This is a genomic window from Micrococcus sp. iso_229 (genome assembly GCF_058072725.1).
Genome location: NZ_CM176514.1, coordinates 237,472 through 260,465 on the forward strand (window position 1 = coordinate 237,472; position 22,994 = coordinate 260,465).

Below are 22,994 nucleotides of genomic sequence, written 5' to 3' on the forward strand. Positions count from 1 at the left end.
CCAGTGGTTCCGGGGCTTTTCGCATGTCCGGGACCGCTGTCGACGGGGCACGGCGCGCCCGGACTCCTCATCCGCCGCGCTGGATGCGAGACGGGGGTCACATTTGCGCGTATCCTTCTCCCCAGTCGTCCGGGACCGCCGGCGGCCGCCGCTCGGAGCTCGCACCGCACCGGCCATCCCCACCCCGATCTGGAGACCCCATGTCCTTCGCAGATCTCATCACCGCCGTGAACGACGTCATCTGGTCCCCGGCCCTGATCTGGCTCTGCCTGATCGTCGGCCTCTACTTCACCATCCGGACCATGTTCCTGCAGTTCGTGAACATCCCGGACATGGTGAAGCAGCTCCGCGAGGGCCAGGACTCCGCGGACGGCACCTCGTCCCTCCAGTCCCTCATGATGTCGCTCGCCGGCCGCGTCGGCATGGGCAACATCGGCGGCGTCGCCACGGCCATCGCGTTCGGCGGCCCCGGCGCCGTGTTCTGGATGTGGGTCATGGCCCTGCTCGGCGCCGCCACGTCCTTCATCGAGTCCACGCTCGGCCAGATCTACAAGGAGCGCGACCCGGACACCGGCGAGTACCGCGGCGGCCCGGCGTACTACTTCGAGAAGGCCTACAAGCACACGGCCGCCGCCCCCGCGTTCAAGGTGTACGCCATCCTGTTCGCCGTCGTCACCGTCTTCGCCACCAGCTACTTCCTGCCGGGCGTGCAGGCCAACGGCGTGGCCGCGGCCGTGGGCGAGGCGTGGGCCGTGCCCGCCTGGGTCGTGGCCCTGGCCATGGTCATCCTGCTGGCCTTCATCGTCCTGGGCGGCGTGAAGCGCATCGCGACGTTCGCCGTCTACGTGGTGCCCGTGATGGCCGTGCTGTACATCATCCTCGCGCTGATCGTGCTGTTCCTGAACTTCGACCAGATCCCCGAGGTCTTCGGCTCCATCTTCGCCAGCGCGTTCGGCGTGCACGCGGTGTTCGGCGCGATCCTCGGCCTCGCCATCCAGTGGGGCGTGAAGCGCGGCGTCTACTCCAACGAGGCCGGCCAGGGCACGGGCCCGCACGCCGCCGCGGCCGCCGAGGTCTCGCACCCGGCCAAGCAGGGCTTCGTGCAGGCGTTCGCCGTCTACATCGACACGCTCTTCGTCTGCTCGGCCACCGCGTTCATCATCATCTCCACGGGCGCCTACCGGGTGTACTCGGACGGGTCCGGCTCCGGCCTGCTGTTCGAGGGCATCGTCTCGCCGACGGCCTCCGAGGGCCCGGCCTTCGTCCAGACCGGCTTCGACGCCGTGTTCTCCGGCTTCGGCCCCACGTTCGTGGCCGTGGCGCTGGCGTTCTTCGCGTTCACCACGATCGTGGCGTACTACTACATGGCCGAGGTCAACCTCGTGTACCTCACGCGCAACCTGCGCAACGGCATGGTCCGCCGCGTCGTGCTGCGCTTCCTGCAGGCCCTGATCCTCGTGTCGGTGGCCTACGGCGCCGTCGCCACCACGGGTGCGGCCTGGGGCCTCGGCGACATCGGCGTGGGCTCCATGGCCTGGCTGAACATCCTCGGCATCCTCGTGCTGCAGGGCCCGGCCCTCAAGGCCCTCAAGGACTACCGCGCACAGAAGCGCCAGGGTCTCGACCCGCAGTTCGACCCGCGCCCGCTCGGGATCCGCAACGCGGACTTCTGGGAGCACCGCGCCGACGGCCTGATCACCCAGGGCGTGGCCGGCACGGCCGAGCACCCGGTCGTCGCCGAGGGCGGCGCCCACCGCGCCTGACGGACCGGCGGGGCTGGTCCCTCCCCGCCCCACCACGACGACGGCCCGGACGCTGCCAGCGTCCGGGCCGTCGTCGTGCGCGGCAGGTCAGAACAGCTGGCGCAGGTTCGCCTTGGCGAGGTCGAGCAGCTTGGTGCCCTTGCCGTCGAGGACGGTGCGCATGGCGTAGAGCGCGAAGCCCTTGGCCTGCTCGAACTCGATGCTCGGCGGGATCGTCAGCTCCTGACGCTCGGTCTTGACCACCAGCAGCGCAGGCCCGTCGTGGGCGAGGAACTCGCGCATCACCGCGGGCAGGTCCGTCGTGTGGTCCGCGCGGAAGCCCTTGATGCCGACCGCCTCCGCGATCACCGCGAAGTCCGGGTTCTCCAGGCCCGTCCCGTAGGGGACGAACCCGGCGGCCATCATCTCGAGCTCCACGAAGTTCAGCGAGTCGTTGTCGAACACGAGCGTCTTCACGGGCAGGTCGTTCTGCACGAACGACAGCAGCTCGCCGAGCATCATGGCCAGCCCGCCGTCGCCGGCCATCGCCACCACCTGGCGGGTGGGGTCGACCGCCTGGGCGCCGACCGCCTGGGTGACCGCATTGGCCATGGAGCCGTGGGACAGGGAGCCGATGATCCGGCGGCGCCCGTTCATCGTCAGGTACCGGGAGGCCCAGATCACGGGGGAGCCGACGTCGGGCAGGAACACCACGTCGTCGTCGGCCAGCTCGTCGAGGAGGCGGGCCACGTACTGCGGGTGCACGCGTCCGCGTCCCGGGGAGGCCAGCTGGTCGAGGTCCTTGCGGGTCTTGGCGTAGTGCTTGAGCGCCTTGTCCAGGAACGCCGACGAGGAGTTCCCGCGCAGCAGCGGCAGCAGGGCCTGGGCCGTCTCCTTCACACCGCCCACGAGCGGCACATCGACGGCCACCCGTCGGCCGATCTGCTCGCCGCGCACGTCCACCTGGATGACCGTGGCGTCCTCGGGGTAGAACTGCCGGTACGGCAGGGACGAGCCGAGGATCAACAGCGTCTCGGCCTCCTTGAGCGCGTGGTAGCCGGAGGCGAAGCCGAGCAGGCCGGTCAAGCCGACGTCATACGGGTTGTCGTACTCGATCCGGTCCTTGCCGCGCAGAGCGTGGACGATCGGGGCCTGCAGGCGCTCCGCCAGGGCCACGACCTCGTCGTGGGCGCCGGCCGCACCCGCGCCGGCCAGGATGGTGATCCGCTTGGACGAGTCCAGGGCCTCGGCGGCCTCGCGCAGCACGGAGTCGGCCGGGATGACGCGGGACGGCGTGTGACGGATCACCTCGGGCTTCGCGGAGAGCTCGGTGAGGGCCACATCGCCCGGGATCACGAGCACGGCCACGCCCCGCTGCTCGACGGCGGCCCGCATCGCGGTGCGCAGCATGCGGGGCATCTGGTCCGCCGAGGAGACGTGCTCCACGTAGACGGAGCACTCGCGGAACAGGTCCTGCGGGTGGGTCTCCTGGAAGTAGCCCGAGCCGATCTCCTCCGAGGGGATGTGCGCGGCGATCGCGAGCACCGGGGTGCGGGAGCGCTGCGCGTCGAACAGGCCGTTGATCAGGTGGAGGTTGCCTGGACCGCACGAGCCCACGCAGACCGCGAGCTCGTCCGTGAGCTGGGACTCGGCGGAGGCGGCGAAGGCCGCGGTCTCCTCGTGCCGGGTGTGCACCCACTGGATGCCGCCGTGGGAGCGCAGGGCCTCGGTCAGCCCGTTGAGGGAGTCCCCGGGCACGCCGTACATGCGGCGCACGCCCGAGGCGTGGAGGGTCTCGACGATGTTCTGGGCGACGGTGGCCACGGTGGAACCTCTCTCTGGTCGGGAGGCGCCCGGGCCGGTGCGGCAGGGGCGCGGCATTCCCTTCCACGCTAGGGGTCGAGGTCCCGGCCCGGGGAGGGCCGGCCGCCCGCAGAGGGGGCGTCCGGCCTGGTCAGCGCAGCAGGTCGCGCTCGACCCAGCGCAGCAGGGACTCGCCCGCCCGCTCGTGGACGTCGTCGGCGTCGCCGATGCCGCGTTCGGCGAGGATCGCCGCCGTCACCACGCCGTAGGGCTTCTCGGGGACGCCGTCGGCGGGCCGCACGTCCATGTGCTCCACGGCCAGTCCGCGCTCGTGCAGCCGGTCGGCCATGGCGTAGTCGCTGCGCGAGTCGCCCGCGGTAAGCCAGCGTTCGGGCACCGGGGTGCCCGCCTGTGCCAGCAGGTCGAAGCAGCGCTCGACGCCCAGGTCCTTGCCCGAGGAGCGGTGCTCGACGTCCACCGAGATCACCGAGGGGGCCACGCGCACGTCCTCGGCGAGTCCACGTTCGGCGAGCAGGTCCTCGACGCCCGCGGCGACGTCGTCGCGCACCCGCTCGTACTCCGTCTGGTCCGCGCCCACCGTCTTCTCGAGGGAGACCATGGCCAGCTTGGTGCGGTCGGTGAACTGCAGGTCCCCGGCGCGCTCATCGTTGAGGGCCCAGATCGCGTCACGGGTGTCCGCGTCGATGGCCATGTCCGGGTCGGTGCGGAGCCAGTCCGGGGTGGTGCCGTCCACGGTGACGTCGGGCAGGTCCCCGGAGGGCACCGCGGAGAACGGGAACCACACGGCGCCCTTCTCGCAGATCGCGTGGAAGGGAGCGTCGTCCGGGAGGCCCGCGTCGCGCAGCGGGGCGATCAGGTTGTGCAGGAGGAAGTCCGTGGAGCGGCCCGTGTTGAAGCCGACCGGCACCCCGCGCCGCGCGAGGCGGACGAGCACGTCGATGATCCCCTCCGGCACGGTCCGGGTCTCGGTGGAGGCCACGGGGCCGTCCACGTCCAGCAGGAGTCCTATCGGGGAGGAAGTGCGCATGCCCCCACCCTAGGCCGCGGTGGCCCGTGCCCGCGATGGGCCCGGCGGCTACGCTGACCCTGAGACCCGCCCCGCCCGGGGCGCACCCCCGACGATCACCCCACGGGAGCACCCATGAGCACCGCCACCGACCTCGGCCCGTCCCGCAGCCCCTTCGGCCCCGACGCCGCGGCGCGCGTCCCCAGCTCGGGGACGGGGCTGTCCTCGACGGGCGGCCGGGTGGCCATGCTCCTGGTCGTGATCCTCGCGGTCGTGGCCGCGTTCCTGGGCTCCGGCGTCGTCGGCGGCCTGACCCCCGTGGCCGAGGCCGCGGGCGGCTGGCTCGGCCCGGACGCCACCTGGGTGTCCCCGGCGACCCCCGCGTTCGGCATCTGGTCCGTGATCTACGCGGGCCTGCTGGCGTACGCCGTGTGGCAGTTCCTCGCCTCGGCCCAGTCCGCCCGCCACGACCGCCTGCGACCGTGGATCCTGGTCTCGGTGCTGCTCAACGCCGCGTGGATCTGGACGGTGCAGGCCGGGCTGCTGGGGCTGAGCGTCGTGGTGATCGCGCTGCTGCTGGCGTGCCTGGCGTGGATCCTGGTGCTCCTCGAATCCGTCCGCGCGCACAGCTGGGGTGAGCGGATCCTCCTGGACGGGGTGCAGGGCCTGCATCTGGGTTGGGTCTCGATCGCCGCCGTGGCGAACCTGGCCGCGTGGCTGGCCTCGACCGGCGTCGTCGGCGATCCGGGGCAGTCGTCCCTCTGGGCGAAGGTGATGCTCGTGGTGGCGGTGCTGATCGGCGCGTTCACCGCCGTGTACAACGGCGGCCGCCCGGCTCCGGCGTTCGCGCTCGCGTGGGGCCTGGTGTGGATCGGCGTCGGCCGCGCGGACGGCACGGGGCTGCTCTCGGGCAGCCTCGCCCTCCTGGCGTGGGGCGGCGCCGCGATCGTCCTGCTGTGCTGGCTGGCCGCGCTGCTGCTCTCGCGTCGGTCCGCGACGGGCGAGGCCCGCGACCTCGTCCTCGACGCCCTCGACGGCGGCGGCGACCCCATCGACGGCCGCCGCTGACCCCCGCCGTCATTGACGGAACGGGGACCGGTGCTGTCGTGACGTGCGGCAACACCTGTGCCTCCCCCATGCGATGATGTGGTGATCCGAAGGCCCCGCCTCACGGCGGGGCCTTCGTCATGTCGTCATCGATCCTCGAGGAGTCCCCATGCCCCCACGTCTCCGCGGGCGCGCCAGTCTGGCCGCCGTCGCGCTGTCCGCCCTGCTGCTGACCGGCTGCACTCCCTCCGAGCCAGCCGAGGCCGGCATCCCCTCCACCGGTGACGGCGGCGCCCCCTCCGCCCAGCCCGTCGTGGCCCAGCCCTCGAGCACGCTCGAGGCCGGTGATCCCGCGACCGTCGTCCGCGTGGTCGACGGCGACACCATCGTGGTGCGCAAAGACGGGCAGGAGGAGACGGTCCGGCTGCTGAACATCGACACCCCGGAGACGAAGCATCCGAACAAGGCCGTGCAGTGCCTGGGGCCGGAGGCCACGCAGGCGCTCGAGACAATCCTGCGCCCCGGCGACGACGTGGTGCTGCGCTACGACCTGGAGCGCACGGACAGGTACGGTCGCACGCTGGCCGGGGTCTTCGAAGACGAGATGCTCGTGAACGCGGAGATCGCCCGGCAGGGCCTCGGCGTGCCGGTGGTCTTCGAGCCCAACCGCCGCTTCTACCCGGAGGTCCTGGCGGCCTGGAATGAGGCCGAGGGGGAGCAGGCCGGCCTGCACCAGCCGGACCTCGCGTGCTCCCTGCCGGTCATCACGGACGCCGCGGCCGCGGAGCCCGACGAGACCCTGATCGGGGAGCTCGCCACGGTGCTCGCCGTCGTCGCCGCCGGCGAGCAGCCGTGGATGGAGGTCCACTACAAGGACGAGCTGGACCGCGTGCAGCGCGTCGTGGACGACCACCGCCGGCGCGCTGACCAGGCGGCCGAGCAGGCGCGCGAGGCGGAGCGGCAGGCCGACCAGAAGGCCGCCGCGGAGCGCAAGGCCGCGGCGGAGCAGGCTGCGGCCGAGGAGGCCCGGGCGGCTGAGGCTGCGCGGGAGGCGGAGGAGGCCCGGGCGGCTGAGGCTGCGCGGGAGGCGGAGGAGGCCCGGGCGGCTGAGGCTGCGCGGGAGGCCGAGGAACAGTCCGCGGCGGAAGCGGCGGCTGCTGAGGCCCGTGCTGCGGAGGAGGCGGCAGCTGAGGCTGCCGAGTCGCGTGCCGAGGAGACGGAGGTGAGCACCTGGGCCGACACGTCGTCCAGCGGCTCCGGTTCGAACTCGAACAAGGCACCCAACCGCTGCTACGCCCCGGGTGGCGAGACGTTCGAGTACTGCGGCGACGAGGAGTCGTCGTCGGACTCCACCGTCGAGGCGGCCACGTCCGGCGACACGGGTTCGGTGGCCGGATCGGGCGGGGTGTGCCCGGACGGGTACCCCGTGAAGGCGAACGACAACTCGGGCATCTACCACGTGCCCGGCCAGCAGCACTACGGCAAGACCAACGCGCGCAACTGCTACGCCTCCGCCGCCGCGGCGCAGGCCGCCGGCTACCGCGCTTCCAAGCGCTGACAGTCTGCGGGGCGACCCCCGCCGACCATGCGATGATGTGGTGCTCCGAAGGCCCCGCCTCACGGCGGGGCCTTCGTCATGTCCCCGTCCCTTCCCCTCCAGGATCCTCGTGCCCCTTGCCCGTCTGCGCGCGGCGCTCCCCGCGGCCGCACTGTCCCTGCTCCTGCTCACCGGCTGCACCGCCACCGACGACGGCGTCACCCCGGCGAGCGATGCCGACACCTCCGCGTCGGGCAGCACGATGCCGACGACGCCCACCCCCTCCGTCGACGCGGCTGCGACGAGCCGTGCCGCTGCGTCGTCGCTGGCCGCCTCCTCCGCCGCGCAGAGCTCGCGCGCCGCGGCGTCGTCCTCGAGCGGGGCCGCCGAGTCGCGTGCCGCACATGCCGCGGAGGAGTCGCGTGCCGCCGAGGTCTCCCGCAGTGCCGGACCGACGGCGCCCGCCGCCCCGGCCGACGTCGAGGGCGACGTGGTCACGGTCGAGTCGATCTCGGACGGCGACACGATCCGCGTGACCCTCGGCGAGGTGTCCACGCGGGTGCGCCTGCTCAACATCGACACCCCCGAGACCCGTCACCCCTCGAAGCCGGTCGAGTGCATGGGCCCGGAGGCGACGGCGGCGCTGACGTCGATGATCAGCCCCGGCGACACGGTGGTGCTGCGGTACGACCGCCGGCTCCACGACCGCTATGACCGCCTCCTCGCCGGCGTGTACGCAGACGGCGTCCTGGTCAACGCCGAGATGGCCCGCATGGGCTACGGCGAGCCGGCGGTCTTCGACGGCAACGACCGTTTCCTGCCCGAGGTCGAGGCGGCGTGGGAGGAGGCCCGGGCGAACGGCGTCGGCAGGTTCTCCGGGGAGTGCGGCACCGCGGCCGAGCCCATCCCGGAGGCGGCCCCCGCCCCGGAGGCGGCCCCCGCCCCGGAGGCGGCCCCCGCACCCGAAGCCGCCCCCGCGGCCGGCGACGCGGGGCCGGTGAGCGGAGCCGACTCCGTGTGCCCGGACTCCCACCCGGTCAAGGCCAACGACAACTCGGGCATCTACCACGTGCCCGGTCAGCAGCACTACGGCAGGACCAACGCGCGCCACTGCTACGCCTCCGCCGCCGCGGCCCAGGCGGACGGCTACCGCGCGGCCCAGCGCTGAGGGCCCCGCGCACGACGACGGCCGCCCACCTCGCCGGGTGAGCGGCCGTCGTCGTCCGTGCCGAACGTGCGCTCGGCGCCGCGCCGGGTGCGGTCAGCGGCCCTCGTGGACGGCCCGCAGCTCGTAGCCGCGCTCCTCCACGGTCGTCTGCTTCTCGGCGCGCTTCTCCACCGCGGCCACGTCCTTCGGGGGCAGCTGCACCCGAGCCTCGGCGGGCAGGCCGGCCTCGAGTTGGAGGGCACGCTCCACCTCGGTGTCGACCTCCAGGCCGAGCAGCAGCACGATGTTGAAGATCCACAGGGCGAACAGCAGCGCCATGATCGTGCCGATCGCGCCGTACGCCGAGTAGCCGGCGAACTGCGTGAAGTACACGGACAGGGCCACCGCGGCCAGCACCATGCCCACCAGCGCCACGATGTTGCCGGGGCCGAAGAGGTGGAAGCGCGGCTTCTGGACGTTCGGGGTGGTGTAGTAGAGGGTCGCGATCAGCACCAGCAGGATCAGGACGACGACGGGCCACTTCACCCACGCCCACACCGGCAGGAACGTGTCCGAGAGGAAGTTCACCACGCCGGTCATGCCGAGCGGGCCGGCGATCGGCTGGAGGAAGCCGTCCACGAGCGAGCGGTTCAGCGCCAGCGAGAGCAGCACGACCGCGATGCCCACGATCAGGATGAGCGTGGTGAGCAGGTTGGTCAGCGTCAGCTTCACCAGGCCGCGGCCCTCCTCGTAGCCGTACACCGTGTTGGCCGAGCGGTTGAACGCCTTCACGTACGCGGAGGCGGACCACAGGGCGGTCGCGATGCCGATGATGAGGGCGATGATCCCGCCGCCTGAGCCGGCCGACTCGCTCATGGTGGTCACCAGGTTCGTGACGAGCGGCTGGTAGTCGCTCGGGACCAGGCCGGTCAGCTGCCCCAGCAGATCGTCGATGGCCCCGCGGTTGGAGGCGAGCACGAGGGACAGGATGGAGAACACGGCCAGCAGCGAGGGGGCCAGCGAAAGCACCAGGTAGTAGGTGAGCTTTGCGGCCAGGTCGGTGCCGCCGTCGTTGCCGAACTCCTTGAGCGCGCGCGTGAGCGCGTACTTCCAGCCGGCGCCGTCGAGCTTCACGCCCTTGAGCCTCTCGGCACGCTGGTCGGGATCGATCTTCGCGGCCTCCAGGGTCGCGTCCACAGGATGAATGGCCACGTCGGTCCTCTCGCGCTCGGGGCAGGGTGGGGATCGGGCCCCACGGTAGCGGACGGGTGCCCCATCCGTCCCGACCGGAGCGGCGCTGGGCCGCGGACCCGGGCGATCAGCACTCGATGACGTTCACGGCCAGGCCGCCGCGCGAGGTCTCCTTGTACTTGGACTTCATGTCCGCGCCGGTGTCGCGCATGGTCTTGATGGCCTGGTCCAGGGTCACCCGGTGCGAGCCGTCCCCGAGCAGCGCCAGCCGGGCCGCGTTGATGGCCTTCACGGACGCGATCGCGTTGCGTTCGATGCACGGCACCTGGACGAGGCCGCCCACGGGGTCGCACGTCAGCCCGAGGTTGTGCTCGATCCCGATCTCGGCCGCGTTCTCCACCTGGTCCACGGTGCCGCCGAGCACGGCGCACAGCGCGCCCGCCGCCATGGAGCAGGCCGAGCCGACCTCGCCCTGGCAGCCGACCTCGGCGCCGGAGATGGAGGCGTTGCGCTTGTACAGGATGCCGATCGCCGCCGCGGTGAGCAGGAACTCGACCACCTTGTCGTCCCGCTCCTGCTGCGTGGCGCCCTCGGGGAGCACGAAGCGCATGTAGTAGAGCATGACGGCCGGGATGATGCCCGCGGCGCCGTTCGTGGGCGCGGTGACGATGCGCCCGCCCGAGGCGTTCTCCTCGTTCACCGCGAGCGCGAAGAGGTTGACCCACTCCATGGCCCACATGGGGTCGGTGCGGTTGGTGGTCTGCAGCAGGTGCTCCCGCAGCGCGGGGGCCCGACGGCGGACCTGCAGTCCGCCGGGCAGGATCGGCTCAGTGCGGGTCACGCCGTTGTGGACGCATTCCTCCATGACGGCCCAGATGGCCAGCAGCTGGGTGCGCAGCTCGTCGAGGTCGTGGCGGGTGGCCTCGTTGGCGAGCATGAGCTCCGCGATGCTCAGGCCCGCCTCGTGGCAGCGGACGGCGAGCTCGGCGCCCGTGGAGAAGGGGTACGGTTCGCCGGTGTCGCCGTCGTCGGCGCGGTTGACGTCCCTGGTGGCGTCCAGCTCGGCCTCGAGCTCGTCCGAGGTGACCACGAAGCCGCCGCCCACCGAGTAGTAGTCGCGGGTGTGGAACTGTTCGCCGGCGTCGTCGTAGGCGGTCAGGCGCATGCCGTTCGGATGCCCGGGCAGGGACTCGCGCATGTGCAGCGTCAGGTCGCCCCGCCGGTCGAAGGCGATCTCGTGGCGCCCGTCCAGGGGCAGCCGACCGCCCGTGACGATCTCCTCCACGAGCCCGGTGCAGGCGTCCGGGTCGATGGTCTCGGGGTCCTGGCCGGCCAGGCCGAGCAGCACCGCGGTGTCCGAGCCGTGGCCCACTCCGGTGGCCGCCAGCGAGCCGAACAGCTCGGCGTGCACGCGGGCGGTGCGCTCGAGGACGCCGTGCTGGCCCATGCTGTCCGTGAAGCGGCGGGCGGCGCGCATGGGTCCCACGGTGTGGGACGAGGACGGGCCGATGCCGATCGAGAACAGGTCGAGGACGCTGAGCGCCATGCAGTGCTCCTAGGGTGCGAGCGGGACGCGCGGTGGCCGGGGGTGCGGGCCGGCCGCGCGGAGCCGGGTGATCCGGTGCAGACCAGACTAGGGGCACGGGGCCCGGCAGGCCATGGGGCCGCGGCTCGTGGTCCGCGGTGCTCTCCGGCCCGTCGCCCGCCGCACGGACCGGAGCCGGGAGCGCTCAGAGGATGTTGTCCTTGGACTCCTCCACCTGCGCGGCCGCACGGAACGCCGTCAGGTCACGCAGATACTCGTCCGCGTGGGGGAACACGGGCCCCTGCCCGGCCACGAGCATGACCCCCTCGAGGGGCTCGAACCGGGAGCGGCCCGCGTGGATGTCCCCGCCGGCGTCGACCAGGGTGCGCAGCTGCCACCACGTGGGGGCCATCAGGTTGACCTCGCCGGCCCGGAAGCGGCGCAGCAGCTCGGCGGGCGACGCCCAGCCGTGGCTGGCCGCCTCGGAGGACATCCGCTCGGGGGACTGGCCCTGCGGCAGGTGGACGGCGAAGAAGAACGTGTCGTAGCGGCGCGGGCCCCCGTGCGGGGTGATCCACCGGGACCACGGCACGAGCGCGCCGGCGTCGGGGCGCAGCCCCTCGCGGTCGAGCAGCTCCCCGAAGTCCACCTCGTGGCGCTCGACGGCGTCGCGCAGCTCGTCGGGGAGCGCGGCCACCCGGGCCGGGTCCACGGGGGTGCCGGTGGCGGCGTCCCGGGCCAGGAGCACTCCGGTCTCCTCGAACGTCTCGCGGACGGCGGCGGCCAGCACGAGGCCGGCGCCCTCGGCGGGGTCGAGCTCCGTGAGGGTGCCGTGGGCGTCCACGGGCTCGTGCGGCAGCCCCAGGCGCCGGCCCCAGTCGGCCAGATCCGTGCCCTCCCACAGCCGGTCCGGCAGGTCGTCCGCGGGGTCCACGCGGCCGCCGGGGAAGGCCGTGGCGTGGGCGCTGAAGGCCATGGTCCCGGCGCGGCGGACGGTGAACACCGAGGTCTCGCCGCCGGCCCCGGGCCGGACCAGCACGAGGGAGGAGGCGGGCACCGCCGGGACCCGGGGCCGGTCCTCGGCGGCCGGCGGCTCGGCGGGCGGGACGGCGGGGCTCACGGTGCCTCCTCGGTTCGGGCGATCATGGTCCGGACGCACGGGCCGACGACGGCGGCCCCGGTCGCTCCCGCGCGCGGGTCATGCGGCCCGGACGTGCGCGGACCCGTAGTCTGTAGCGTAAGTCACCGTGCTCGGGGCGGAGGCCCCGGGGCGAGACCGCGACCCAAGGAGGAGAGGCCGTGAAGATCCTGGTGCTGGCCAAGCAGGTGCCGGACACGTGGCAGGAGCGTGAGCTGAGCCTGGAGACCGGCTGGGTGGTGCGCGACGGCGCGGCCGAGCCCGTGCCGGACGAGATCAGCGAGCGCGTCATGGAGGTCGCCCTGGGCTGGCGGGACGCCGGCGCGGACGTCGAGGTCGTGGCCCTGACGGTGGGCCCCGAGGACTCCTCGAAGACCCTCCGCAAGATGCTGGCCATGGGCGCGGACTCCGCCGTGCAGATCACCGACGACGCACTCGTCGGCTCGGACGCCGTGCAGACGGCCCGCGTGATCGCCGCGGCCGTCGAGAAGGAGGGCGCCGACCTCGTGCTCGCCGGCACGGTGTCCACGGACGGCGGCACCGGCGTGGTGCCGGCCATGGTCGCCGAGCTCCTGGACCGGCCCTACCTGCCGCACGCCGAGGCCCCCGAGCTGGCCGACGGCGAGCTGACCGGCACCGTGGCGACCTCGGACGCGGACGTGCGCGCCGCCGTCGTCCTGCCCGCCGTGGCGAGCCTGACGGAGAAGACCGCCGAGCCGCGGTTCCCGAACTTCAAGAACATCATGGCGGCCAAGAAGAAGCCGCTCACCGTGCTGTCCCTGGCCGACCTCGGCATCGCCGCGGGCCCGGCCGAGGCCGCCTACCGCTCTGTGATGGTCTCGGCGGACACGCGTCCCGAGCGTGCCGCGGGCGAGAAGATCACCGACGACGGCACCGCCGCCGAGCGGCTGGTGGAGTTCCTCGCGGGTCGGGGGCTCGTGTGAGCGCGAACGTGGAGGAGACCGAGATGACGACGCAGACCGACGCCGCGAACAGCGGTCAGACCGTGCTGGTGCACGCCGAGATCGGCGCGGACGGCGCGCTCCGCCCGGTCGTGGCCGAGCTGCTCGGCGCCGCCGCCACCGTGGGCGTGCCCGAGGCCGTCCTCGTGACCGGCGCGGAGGGCAGGGACGCCGCCGTCGCCCGGCTGGGGGAGTACGGCGCCACGCGCGTCCACGTCCTCGTGGCCGACGACGCCGCCACCACCCTCGGGGACGCCGCCGTGCAGGCCCTCGCCGCCGCGGCCGCCCGCACCGCGCCCGTGGCCGTGCTGCTCTCCGGCAGCCCCGAGTCCCGCGCGGTGGCCGGCCGCCTGTCCGTCCGGGCCCGCGGCCCCGTGTGTGCGGACGCCGTGGGGCTGCGCTGGGCCGACGACGAGGTCATCGCCCGCCACTCCGTGTTCGGCGGCGACTACCTCAGCGAGTCCACCGGCGAGGGCGGCCCCCGGATCATCACCGTGCGCCCCGGCGCCGTCGCGGACCGGGCCCCGGCCGTCGAGGCGCCCGAGGTCGTGGAGCTGGCCGCCGCCGAGCTCGGCCCGGTGACCGCCGGCGCCCGGGTGCTCGAGGTGAACGCCCGCACGCAGAACTCCGCCCGTCCGCCGTTGCGCGGCGCCAAGACCGTCGTCGCCGGCGGACGCGGCGTGGGCTCCGAGGAGGGCTTCGCGATAGTCGAGCAGCTCGCCGACGAGCTCGGCGCCGCCGTGGGCGCCTCGCGTGCCGCCGTCGACTCCGGCTACACCGCGGCCGAGCGCCAGGTGGGCCAGACCGGCGTGATCGTGTCCCCGAACCTGTACATCGCCCTGGGCATCTCCGGCGCCATCCAGCACCTGGCCGGCATGAAGACCGCCAAGACCATCGTGGCGATCGACAAGAACGAGGACGCCGAGATCTTCGAGCACGCCGACTTCGGCGTGGTCGGGGACATCTTCCAGGTGGTCCCGCAGGTCATCGAGCAGCTGCGCACCCGCCGCGGCTGAACCGGTGCGGGCGCGGTCCGCTGCGGACCGCGCCCCTCGGACGAGGAGAAGCATGCCCAAGCAGCGAATGGCCGGCTACGTCCCCCTGAAGGGCGCCCCGGCCGAGACCGAGCCCGCCCCCACCCCGGCGCAGGACACCACGACGGCGGCCCCCGCCCCGGTGGTCGCGCCCGCCGTCCCGGTGGCGCCGACCGCGCCGGCGTCGGGCCTCACGCCCCTGTCCGCGCGACGCCGCATGGCCGGGTACGTCCCGTTCGCCCGCGAGGCCGAGTGGCTCGGCGGCGCCCCCGCCCCGGCCGCGGGATCGACCCCGCCTGCCGCCCCGGCGGTGCCCGTCGCGCCCGAGCCGATCGCCGCCTCGGCGTCCCCGACGCGGGCCCCCGCACCCGCGGAGACCGAGCCCGTCGTGCCGGACGTGGCGGCCGCCGTCGCCGCCTCCGCGACCGGTGCGCCGGCCGCGGCCGGGGTGGGCGCTCCCGTGGAGTCCGACCTCGTGCCGCTCGCGGAGCGGCGACGCATGGCCGGGTACGTGCCGTTCGCCCGGGAGGGGGAGTGGTTCACCGAGCTGGCCGCCGTGGGCGCCCCCACCGCGCCGGAGACGGTGGCGCAGGAGGTCGTCGCACCGGAGTCGGTCACCGCCGAGCCCGCCGCCGCGGCGCCGGCCCGGCCGGTCGCCGTCGAGCCGGCCGATGCGGAACCGGCCGTCGCCGCCCCCGTGGCCGCGGCGTCGGCCGCGGAGCCGGCCCCCACCGCGCCGGACACCCGGTCGGCCCCGCCGGCCTCCGCCGCGCAGCCGCCCCGGGCCGCCCCCGGGGCTGCCACCGGTACGCCCGCTCGGGCCGCGGAGACGGACGCCGCCGAGTCCGCCGCCCCGTCCCGTCTGCGCAAGGCGCTGCCGGCGGTGGCCGGCGTCGTGGTGCTGGCGCTGCTCGCGGTGCTGGCCGGACGCTGGCTGCGGAGCCTGGACCCGGTGGCGGACTTCATCGCGACCTACGACGGGCACCCGGTCCTGCCAGAGGGCACCCCCGAGGGGATGCCCTGGTGGATGGGCTGGCAGCACTTCCTGAACATGTTCCTGATGGTGCTGATCATCCGGACGGGGCTGCAGATCCGTCACGAGACGCGGCCTCCGGCCAACTTCACGCCGACGAAGGACGGCCTGTTCTCCGCGCGGGGCAACACCCCGAAGAAGTTCTCGCTCACCATCTGGATGCACCAGGCCCTCGACGCGCTGTGGCTGCTCAACGGCGTGATCTTCGTGGTGCTGCTGATCGCCACCGGCCACTGGGCGCGGATCGTGCCCACGGACCCGCACGTGTTCCAGCACGCCGTGTCCGCCGGCATCCAGTACCTGTCCCTGGACTGGCCCACGGAGAACGGCTGGGTGCACTACAACGCGCTGCAGATGCTCTCCTACGCGCTGGTGGTGTTCGTGGCCGCCCCGCTCGCCGCCCTCACGGGCTGGCGCATGTCCTCGTGGTTCCCCACGGAGGCCACGGGACTGAACAAGGCGTTCCCCATGGAGGTGGCCCGCAAGGTGCACTTCCCGGTGATGGTCTTCTTCGTGGCGTTCATCCTGGTGCACGTGTTCCTCGTGGCCTTCACGGGCCTGCTGACGAACCTGAACCACATGTACACCTCGCGCGGCGGGGCCACCGACGCGTGGGGCCTCGTGGTGTTCCTCGTGAGCGTGGCGGTCACCGCCGCCGCCTGGTTCTTCCTGAAGCCCGCCTTCACGGCCCCCGTGGCCTCCCGGTTCGGCACCGTGGGCCGCTGAGCCGGCCCCACGACGACGGCCCCTCCTCCCGGGACTTTCGAACGTGATGTCGGGGGAATGAGCGCTTTCGAACGTGGGATAGGCCCTATCTCACGTTCGAAAGCGCTCGGGTGCTCGGGCGTGTGGGGCGTCAGCTCCGGGCGGCGCGGAAGGTGACCTGCACCTGGACCATCGGCTTGTCGGCCACGGGGTCGCCGTCGGCGCCGACCGGCACGAGGTCCACGTCCACGAGGCGCAGGGACCGGCCGGCGTGCCGCACCCGCGTGAGGGCGACCATCTCGCCGTGACCCGGGCGCACGAACACCACGCGCACGGCCTGGACGTCGTAGCGCTCGCGGTCCGGCATGGCCGCCTGCGCGGCGGTGACCGCCCGCAGCGTCATGGCCCCGCCGTGGACGGCGCCCGACGGGTTGGCCAGCTCCGGCTTCGGGGCGAAGCGCACGCCCGCCGTGGCCGCGGCGGCGACGGCGGGGCGCACGTCCGGAGCGGCCGTCGGCAGTGACTCGGGGCGGGCGGCCAGCAGCCCCGGCATGGGCACACGGGTCTCGGCCCCGCGGGGCAGCCGTCCGGCGGCGACGAACTCGGCCATCCGCTCCGGCGCTCCGGCCGGCACCGACTGGAACCAGCCGGTCGCCTCGACCACGCGACGCCCGTCCGCGTCCTCGAGCCACGCGCGGGCCACGCCGCCGCCGGCATCCCAGGCCAGCGGGCGGGTCCAGCACTCCAGCAGCGGGCCGTCCTCGTCCCCGGCCGTGACCGCCGCCGCGTCGAAGGCGGGCAGCGGGCCGAGCACGTTGACCTGCAGCTCGGTGGTGACCACGGTCTCGATGTCTCGGGCCGCGTGGTGCACGGCCACCGCCGTGGCGTTGTCCATGATCACGGTGGCCGCCGCGCCGGTGGGCCGGCCGTCCAGGTCGAGGCACCACGGGCCGACCTCGAACGCGGCCGGGTTGAGGGCACCGTCCCGATCGGTCATCAGCGCGTGGCGGCGGATGCCGAACAGCTGTTCCGTGCGGCCGGAGGCGTGGGAGCGGGGGCCGGTGGGCGAGTCCGCGGTGGGGCTGGTGGTGGTCTGCACGGGGAGCACGCTAGCCCACGGCCCGGTGGCGAGACGGCAAATCATTGGATGTCCTATTATCATGGTGACGACAGTCACACCCTGTCGCCGCCCGCGGTGTCACCCCCGCACCACCCCGTCGTGGACCGCCCGCGCGGCCGGACCGAGCCCCAGGAGGACGAACCCATGTTCCCCATCACCGATGACCAGAAGGCCCTGGTCGACGCCGTCCGCGACTTCGCCGAGCAGCGCGTCGCCCCGCACGCCCTCGACTGGGACGCCGAGAAGCACTTCCCGGTGGACGTCCTCGCCGAGGCGGGCGAGCTCGGCCTGGGCGGCATCTACGTGGGGGAGGAGCACGGCGGCACCGGCCTGGAGCGCACGGACGCGATCCTGATCTTCGAGGAGCTCGCCAAGGCGGACCCGGCCTTCGCCGCCTACATCTCCATCCACAACATGGTCGCCTGGATGATCGACTCCTTCGGCAGCGACGAGCAGCGCGCCCGCTGGATCCCCGACCTCGTGGGCATGGAGCACCTGGCCAGCTACTGCCTCACCGAGCCCGGCGCCGGCTCGGACGCGGCCGCGCTGAAGACCCGCGCCGTCCGCGACGGCGACCACTACGTCCTCAACGGCGTCAAGCAGTTCATCTCCGGCGCCGGCGCGTCCGACTACTACGTGGTGATGTGCCGCACCGCGGACACGGGCGCCCGGGGGATCTCCGCCGTCGTGGTCCACAAGGACACCCCCGGCCTGTCCTTCGGCCCCAACGAGAAGAAGATGGGCTGGCACACCCAGCCCACGCGCCAGGTGATCTTCGAGGACGTCCGCGTGCCCGTGGCCGACCGCCTCGGCGAGGAGGGCGACGGCTTCCGCATCGCCATGAAGGGCCTCAACGGCGGCCGCCTGAACATCGGCGCCTGCTCCATCGGCGGCGGCCTGGCCGCCCTGGACAAGGCCACCCGCTACCTCAAGGAGCGCAGCGCGTTCGGCGAGCCGCTCGCCACCAAGCAGGCCCTCGTCTTCGAGCTCGCGGACATGTCCGTGAAGCTGGAGACCGCCCACACGATGCTCATGCGCGCCGCGGACGCCCTGGACCGCAACGACCCGGACACCGTGCGCCTGTGCGCCATGGCCAAGCTCGTGGCCACCGAGTCCGGCTACGAGGCCGCCGACACCGCCCTGCAGCTCCACGGCGGCTACGGCTACCTGCACGAGTACGGCGTGGAGAAGCTCGTCCGGGACCTGCGCGTGCACCGGATCCTCGAGGGCTCCAACGAGATCATGCGCATGATCGTGGGTCGCGGCCTGATCGGCTGAGACCGGGGGGCCCGCCCGGTCGCCCCCCACAGCACGGCGCCCCGCGGTCACCACACGTGACCACGGGGCGCCGTCCGTCGGGGCGAGCTCAGCCGAGCTGCAGCGGGTCCACCCCGGGCACGGGCTCGAAGTGCCCGGCCACGTCCTCGGCCGAGACGTCCTCGAGCCGGGCCGGGCTCCACGTCGGATCCTTGTCCTTGTCCACGAGCAGCGCGCGGATGCCCTCGGCCATGTCCGGCTCGCGCATCAGGTGGGTGCCGATCGTGAACTCCTGGCGCAGCGCGTCGGCCACGGTCAGGTCCGCCCCGCGTGCGGCCAGCCGGCGCTGGGCCTCGTGGGCCACGGCGACGGCGGTCGGGGACTTGGTGCGGATGGCCTCGGCGGCCCTCCCCGCGGCCTCGGCGTGCTCCCCGCCCGCGGCGGCGCGCTCGTCCAGGGCGGCGAGGGCCTCGGCGGCCGTCTCCCGGCCGTAGGCGTCCTCGATCCACTCCCGGCCGGCCGCCAGCGCGGACGCGGGCCGTGCGTCCTCGGCCACCGCGAACCGGGCCAGCACCTCGTCGGCGGCGGCGAAGGCGGCGTCGTCGCGCCCGCCCGCGTCCGCGGCCGAGCCGAGGGCGCCGAACGCCGCGGCGAGGGCCTGCTCGAGCTCGTCCAGCCGGGCGGACTCCACGAAGACGTCCGCCAGGCCCAGGGCCACCGCGTCGGACCCGGAGGCGTGCGCCGAGGTCGCGGCCAGGTGCCGGCCCGCCTGGAAGGGTGCGCGGGCGAGGTGGAAGGAGCCGCCGACGTCGGGGGTGAACCCGATCGCCGTCTCGGGCATGCCGGCGCGCGTCCGCTCGGTGGCCACGCGGTGCGAGCCGTGCGCGGACACGCCCATGCCGCCGCCCAGGACGACGCCGTCCATGAAGGCCACGTACGGCTTGGGGTAGGCGGCGATGCGCTCGTTCATCGCGTACTCGTCGCGGAAGAACTCCTCGGCCTCCGCGAACCGCCCCGCCAGGAGGGAGGCGCGCAGGGAGACGACGTCGCCGCCCGCGCACAGTCCCCTCTCCCCGGCACCGCGGATCAGCACGCCGCGCACGGCGGGGTCCGCGGCCCAGTCGGTCAGGGCCGCGTCGATCGCCCGGACCATGTCCTGCGTCAGCGCGTTCAGGGCGCGCGGACGGTTCAGCGTGATGCGGCCGAGGCCGTCGCGGACCTCGAGGAGCACCTCGTCCGCCGCGCCGTCCTGCCCGGCCGCGGGGGCCGTCGTCGCCGTGGTCTGCGCGTCGCTCATCGGTGCTGCCACCCCGCCTCGCGCTTCGCCGCGAACGCGTCCATGCCCTCCTTCTGGTCCGCCGTGGCGAACGCGGCGTGGAACACGCGGCGCTCGAAGGCGATGCCCTGGGCGAGCGTGGTCTCGAACGCGGCGTTGACGGCCTCCTTGGCCATCCAGGAGGCCGGCTTGGACTTGGACGCGATGGTCGCGGCCACCTCCAGCGCCTCCTCGAGGGCCTTCTCGTCGGCCACCACGCGGGAGACGAGCCCGATGCGCTCGGCCTCCTCCGCCCCGATCATGCGGCCGGTGAGGATCATGTCCATGGCCTTCGCCTTGCCCACGGCGCGGGTCAGGCGCTGGGAGCCGCCCATGCCGGGGATGACGCCGAGGTTGATCTCGGGCTGGCCGAACTTCGCGCCCTCGCCGGCCACGAGCACATCGGCCATCATGGCCAGCTCGCATCCGCCCCCGAGGGCGTAGCCGGTCACGCACGCCACGATGGGGGTGCGGGCACGGGTGAGCCCGTCCCAGCCGGCGAACCAGTCGGCCGCGTACATCTCGGAGAACTCCTTGGTGGCCATCTCCTTGATGTCCGCGCCGGCGGCGAACGCCTTGGGGGAGCCGGAGAGCAGGATCGCCCCGATCTCCGGGTCGGTGTCCAGCTCCTGTACCGCCGCGACGACGGCGCGCATCGTCGCCTCGTTCAGCGCGTTCAGGGCCTTCGGCCGGTTCAGGCGGATGTGGCCGACCCGGCCCTGCCGCTCCACGATGATCGGCGACTCGGCGCCGTCCGGGGTGGTCTGCTCGCTCATGCCTCGCTCCTGTCCGTGTGGGATGCTCGGATGTCCTCGATGATGCCGGAAAAGTCGCGGGCGGCGCCTTCTCCGGCGGCGTACTCGGCGTATTTGGCCTGCGCGAGGCGGCCCAGGTCGGCCGCCACGCCCTGCTCGTCCAGGGCCGCGAGCGCGAGCCCGAGGTCCTTGGCCATCAGGGCGCCGGCGAAGCCGGGCTGGAAGTCCCGGTTCGCGGGGGAGCCGGGGACGGGGCCGGGCACCGGGCAGTTGGTGGTCAGGGACCAGCACTGCCCGGAGGCCTTGCTCATCACGTCGTACAGGGCCTGGTGCTGCAGGCCCAGGCGCTCGCCCAGGACGAAGGCCTCGGCGACGGCGATCTGCGTGACCCCCAGCACCATGTTGTTGCAGATCTTCGCGGCCTGGCCCAGGCCGGCGGCCCCGCAGTGCACGATCCGCGCGCCCATGACCTCGAGCAGCGGCAGCACCTCGGCGTACACCTCGTCCGAGGCGCCCACCATGAAGGCGAGGGTGCCGGCCTCGGCGCCCACCTGGCCGCCCGAGACCGGCGCGTCGGCCGCCCGCATGCCCGCCGCCTCCGCCGCCGCGGCCGCCTCGCGGGCCTCGGCGACATCGATGGTCGAGCAGTCCAGGAACACGGTGCCGGGGCGGGCGGCGGCGAGCAGGCCGCCGTCGCCGTCCTCCCCTCGGTAGACGTCCAGCACCAGGCGCCCGTGGGGGAGCATGGTCAGCACGACGTCGGCCTCCGCGGCCGCCGCGGCCGTGTCCGTGACGGTCTCGACGCCGGCCGCACGGGCCTTCTCGAGGGCCTCGGGGACGAGGTCGAAGCCGAGCACGCGGTGACCCGCTGCGGCGAGGTTGGCGGCCATGGGGCCGCCCATGTGGCCGAGGCCGAGGAACAGAACGGTGGTCATGGGGTCCTCCTGGTCGGGACGGGCTGCGGGGCGGTCACGAGCCGGCCGGCATCACGAAGCTGGCGCCCTCGCGCACGCCGGAGGGCCAGCGCGTGGTGACGGTCTTCGTCTTGGTGTAGAACTTCAGCCCGTCCGTGCCGTGCTGGTTCAGGTCGCCGAAGCCGGAGGCCTTCCAGCCGCCGAAGGTGTAGTAGGCGATCGGCACGGGGATCGGCACGTTCACGCCGACCATGCCGGTGTCCACGCGGGTGGAGAAGTCGCGGGCGGCGTCGCCGTCGCGGGTGAAGATGGCCACGCCGTTGCCGAACTCGTGCTCGTTCACGAGCGTGAGCGCCTCTTCGTAGTCCTTCGCGCGGACCACGGAGAGCACCGGGCCGAAGATCTCCTCGCGGTAGATGCTCATCTCCGGGGTCACGCGGTCGAACAGGGTGGCGCCCACGTAGAAGCCGTCCTCGTGGCCCTCGACGACGACGCCCCGGCCGTCCGTGACCAGGTCGGCGCCCGCCTCGACGCCGGCCGCGATGTAGCCCTCGATGCGCTCCTTCGCGTCCCTCGAGACGACGGGGCCGAAGTCCGAGGACGCGTCGAGCGACGGGCCGACCGTGAGGTCCTCCATGCGCTCGCGGAGCAGCGCGATCAGGCGGTCGGCGGTCTCCTCGCCGACCGGGACGGCCACGGAGATCGCCATGCAGCGCTCGCCGGCGGAGCCGAAGGCGGCGCCGACCAGGGCGTCGGCGGCCATCTCGAGGTCCGCGTCCGGCATGATCACGGCGTGGTTCTTGGCCCCGCCGAAGCACTGGGCGCGCTTGCCCATGCGGGCGGCGTGCGCGTAGATGGACTGCGCGATCGGGGTGGAGCCGACGAACCCGACGGCCTTGACGCGCGGGTCCTCGATGAGCGCGTCCACGGCGGTCTTGTCGCCGTGCACCACGTTGAGGGCGCCAGCGGGCATGCCGGCCTCGAGGGCCAGCTCGGCCAGTCGCACCGGCACGGAGGGGTCGCGCTCGGAGGGCTTGAGGACGAAGGCGTTGCCCGCCGCCAGGGCGATGCCGGCCTTCCACAGCGGGATCATCGCCGGGAAGTTGAAGGGCGTGATGCCCACGGCCACGCCGAGCGGCTGGCGGATGGAGTGCACGTCGATGCCGGTGCCCGCGTCGGCGGTGAACTCACCCTTGAGCAGGTGCGGGGCGCCCGCGGCGAACTCCACGACCTCGATGCCGCGCTGGATGTCGCCCTTGGCGTCCGGGACGGTCTTGCCGTGCTCCTGGGCGAGCACGGTGGCCAGCTCGTCCATGTTCTCGTTGATCAGGTCGACCCAGCGCAGCAGGATGCGGCCGCGGCGCTGCGGATTCAGCGTCGACCACGCGGCGAAGCCCTCCTCGGCGGAGGCCAGGGCGGCGTCGATCTCCTCGGCGGAGGCCAGCGGCACGCGGCCCGCCACGCTGCCCGTGGCCGGGTGGTAGACGTCGCTGTGCCGGCCGGAGGCGCCCTCGCGCCGCTCGCCGTGCACGAAGTGGGGGATCACGGGGGCGGTCTCGGTGGGCGCGGTCTTCTCGGACATGGGGGCTCCTCGCGGGTCCAGGCGGAAGGGCGGACGTCGTTCGGCGCCGCCCACGACGGGCGTGGCGGGCCCGGCCGTGCATGTGATCTGGGTTACTCATCCGCTAATCTAGGATGAGAACGTAGGACATGCAACTATCGAACTCGGGGGGTATCCCGAG

Annotated in this window: 18 protein-coding genes; 8 read left to right on the forward strand and 10 right to left on the reverse strand. The window is 73.5% G+C overall.

The features are described from left to right. Positions 1 to 200: 200 nt before the first annotated feature. Positions 201 to 1,763 carry an alanine/glycine:cation symporter family protein gene (locus AC3RKA_RS01150; RefSeq protein WP_002856663.1) on the forward strand — a complete coding sequence of 521 codons (1,563 nt, stop codon included), beginning with the start codon at positions 201 to 203 and terminating at the stop codon, positions 1,761 to 1,763. An 87-nt stretch (positions 1,764 to 1,850) separates the two neighbouring features. Here the strand turns inward: AC3RKA_RS01150 and poxB are convergent, their stop codons facing one another. Both poxB and AC3RKA_RS01160 read right to left on the reverse strand, forming a co-directional pair. Next, positions 1,851 to 3,566, reverse strand: a complete 1,716-nt coding sequence (gene poxB / locus AC3RKA_RS01155; RefSeq protein ID WP_002856667.1) for a ubiquinone-dependent pyruvate dehydrogenase — start codon at positions 3,564 to 3,566, stop codon at positions 1,851 to 1,853. Between the two features lie 130 nt (positions 3,567 to 3,696). Next, a complete protein-coding gene (locus AC3RKA_RS01160; RefSeq protein ID WP_098471137.1) occupies positions 3,697 to 4,593 on the reverse strand; it encodes an HAD family hydrolase in 897 nt (298 codons plus the stop codon). A 114-nt stretch (positions 4,594 to 4,707) separates the two neighbouring features. On the opposite strand from AC3RKA_RS01160, the gene AC3RKA_RS01165 reads away from it, so the two are divergent. The 3 genes from AC3RKA_RS01165 to AC3RKA_RS01175 all read left to right on the forward strand — a co-directional run bounded on the left by AC3RKA_RS01165 (position 4,708) and on the right by AC3RKA_RS01175 (position 8,324). Continuing rightward, positions 4,708 to 5,640, forward strand: coding sequence for a TspO/MBR family protein (locus AC3RKA_RS01165; RefSeq protein WP_002856669.1), 933 nt, complete (start codon positions 4,708 to 4,710; stop codon positions 5,638 to 5,640). Positions 5,641 to 5,788: 148 nt separating this feature from the next. Beyond that, positions 5,789 to 7,177, forward strand: coding sequence for a thermonuclease family protein (locus tag AC3RKA_RS01170; RefSeq protein ID WP_002856670.1), 1,389 nt, complete (start codon positions 5,789 to 5,791; stop codon positions 7,175 to 7,177). A gap of 109 nt (positions 7,178 to 7,286) precedes the next feature. Next, on the forward strand, positions 7,287 to 8,324 hold the full coding sequence (locus AC3RKA_RS01175; RefSeq protein WP_002856671.1) for a thermonuclease family protein: 1,038 nt from the start codon (positions 7,287 to 7,289) through the stop codon (positions 8,322 to 8,324). 93 nt (positions 8,325 to 8,417) lie between these two features. Here the strand turns inward: AC3RKA_RS01175 and AC3RKA_RS01180 are convergent, their stop codons facing one another. The 3 genes from AC3RKA_RS01180 to AC3RKA_RS01190 form a co-directional block, all read right to left on the reverse strand. After that, positions 8,418 to 9,515 (reverse strand): YihY/virulence factor BrkB family protein, encoded by a 1,098-nt coding sequence (locus tag AC3RKA_RS01180; protein WP_002856672.1) that lies wholly within the window; start codon positions 9,513 to 9,515, stop codon positions 8,418 to 8,420. A 106-nt stretch (positions 9,516 to 9,621) separates the two neighbouring features. Then, on the reverse strand, positions 9,622 to 11,040 hold the full coding sequence (locus AC3RKA_RS01185) for an L-serine ammonia-lyase (RefSeq protein ID WP_002856673.1): 1,419 nt from the start codon (positions 11,038 to 11,040) through the stop codon (positions 9,622 to 9,624). A gap of 184 nt (positions 11,041 to 11,224) precedes the next feature. Continuing rightward, a complete protein-coding gene (locus AC3RKA_RS01190; RefSeq protein ID WP_002856674.1) occupies positions 11,225 to 12,139 on the reverse strand; it encodes an NUDIX hydrolase in 915 nt (304 codons plus the stop codon). A 179-nt stretch (positions 12,140 to 12,318) separates the two neighbouring features. Between AC3RKA_RS01190 and AC3RKA_RS01195 the strand changes: the two genes are divergently transcribed. Genes AC3RKA_RS01195 through AC3RKA_RS01205 form a run of 3 tightly spaced genes read left to right on the forward strand, consistent with a single transcriptional unit; the run spans position 12,319 to position 15,912 of the window. Beyond that, positions 12,319 to 13,101, forward strand: coding sequence for an electron transfer flavoprotein subunit beta/FixA family protein (locus AC3RKA_RS01195; protein ID WP_002856675.1), 783 nt, complete (start codon positions 12,319 to 12,321; stop codon positions 13,099 to 13,101). Next, entirely contained in the window at positions 13,098 to 14,135 is a 1,038-nt protein-coding gene (locus AC3RKA_RS01200; RefSeq protein WP_002856676.1) for an electron transfer flavoprotein subunit alpha/FixB family protein, read from the forward strand. Before AC3RKA_RS01195 ends, AC3RKA_RS01200 begins: the two co-directional genes overlap by 4 nt. A gap of 52 nt (positions 14,136 to 14,187) precedes the next feature. Further along, positions 14,188 to 15,912, forward strand: a complete 1,725-nt coding sequence (locus AC3RKA_RS01205) for a cytochrome b/b6 domain-containing protein (protein WP_232502398.1) — start codon at positions 14,188 to 14,190, stop codon at positions 15,910 to 15,912. A gap of 130 nt (positions 15,913 to 16,042) precedes the next feature. Here the strand turns inward: AC3RKA_RS01205 and AC3RKA_RS01210 are convergent, their stop codons facing one another. Further along, positions 16,043 to 16,990, reverse strand: coding sequence for a PaaI family thioesterase (locus AC3RKA_RS01210; RefSeq protein ID WP_489727349.1), 948 nt, complete (start codon positions 16,988 to 16,990; stop codon positions 16,043 to 16,045). 165 nt (positions 16,991 to 17,155) lie between these two features. Here AC3RKA_RS01210 and AC3RKA_RS01215 point away from each other — a divergent pair, with 165 nt between their 5' ends. Continuing rightward, on the forward strand, positions 17,156 to 18,289 hold the full coding sequence (locus AC3RKA_RS01215; protein ID WP_065572879.1) for an acyl-CoA dehydrogenase family protein: 1,134 nt from the start codon (positions 17,156 to 17,158) through the stop codon (positions 18,287 to 18,289). A gap of 88 nt (positions 18,290 to 18,377) precedes the next feature. Here AC3RKA_RS01215 and AC3RKA_RS01220 read toward each other — a convergent pair whose 3' ends face one another. Genes AC3RKA_RS01220 through AC3RKA_RS01235 form a run of 4 tightly spaced genes read right to left on the reverse strand, consistent with a single transcriptional unit; the run spans position 18,378 to position 22,834 of the window. Beyond that, positions 18,378 to 19,565, reverse strand: a complete 1,188-nt coding sequence (locus AC3RKA_RS01220; RefSeq protein ID WP_489727350.1) for an enoyl-CoA hydratase/isomerase family protein — start codon at positions 19,563 to 19,565, stop codon at positions 18,378 to 18,380. Further along, positions 19,562 to 20,359, reverse strand: coding sequence for an enoyl-CoA hydratase (locus AC3RKA_RS01225; RefSeq protein ID WP_100059002.1), 798 nt, complete (start codon positions 20,357 to 20,359; stop codon positions 19,562 to 19,564). Before AC3RKA_RS01225 ends, AC3RKA_RS01220 begins: the two co-directional genes overlap by 4 nt. Next, on the reverse strand, positions 20,356 to 21,273 hold the full coding sequence (gene mmsB / locus AC3RKA_RS01230; protein ID WP_041102792.1) for a 3-hydroxyisobutyrate dehydrogenase: 918 nt from the start codon (positions 21,271 to 21,273) through the stop codon (positions 20,356 to 20,358). Before mmsB ends, AC3RKA_RS01225 begins: the two co-directional genes overlap by 4 nt. Positions 21,274 to 21,307: 34 nt before the next feature. Next, a complete protein-coding gene (locus AC3RKA_RS01235) occupies positions 21,308 to 22,834 on the reverse strand; it encodes a CoA-acylating methylmalonate-semialdehyde dehydrogenase (RefSeq protein ID WP_002856683.1) in 1,527 nt (508 codons plus the stop codon). Positions 22,835 to 22,994 lie beyond the last annotated feature (160 nt).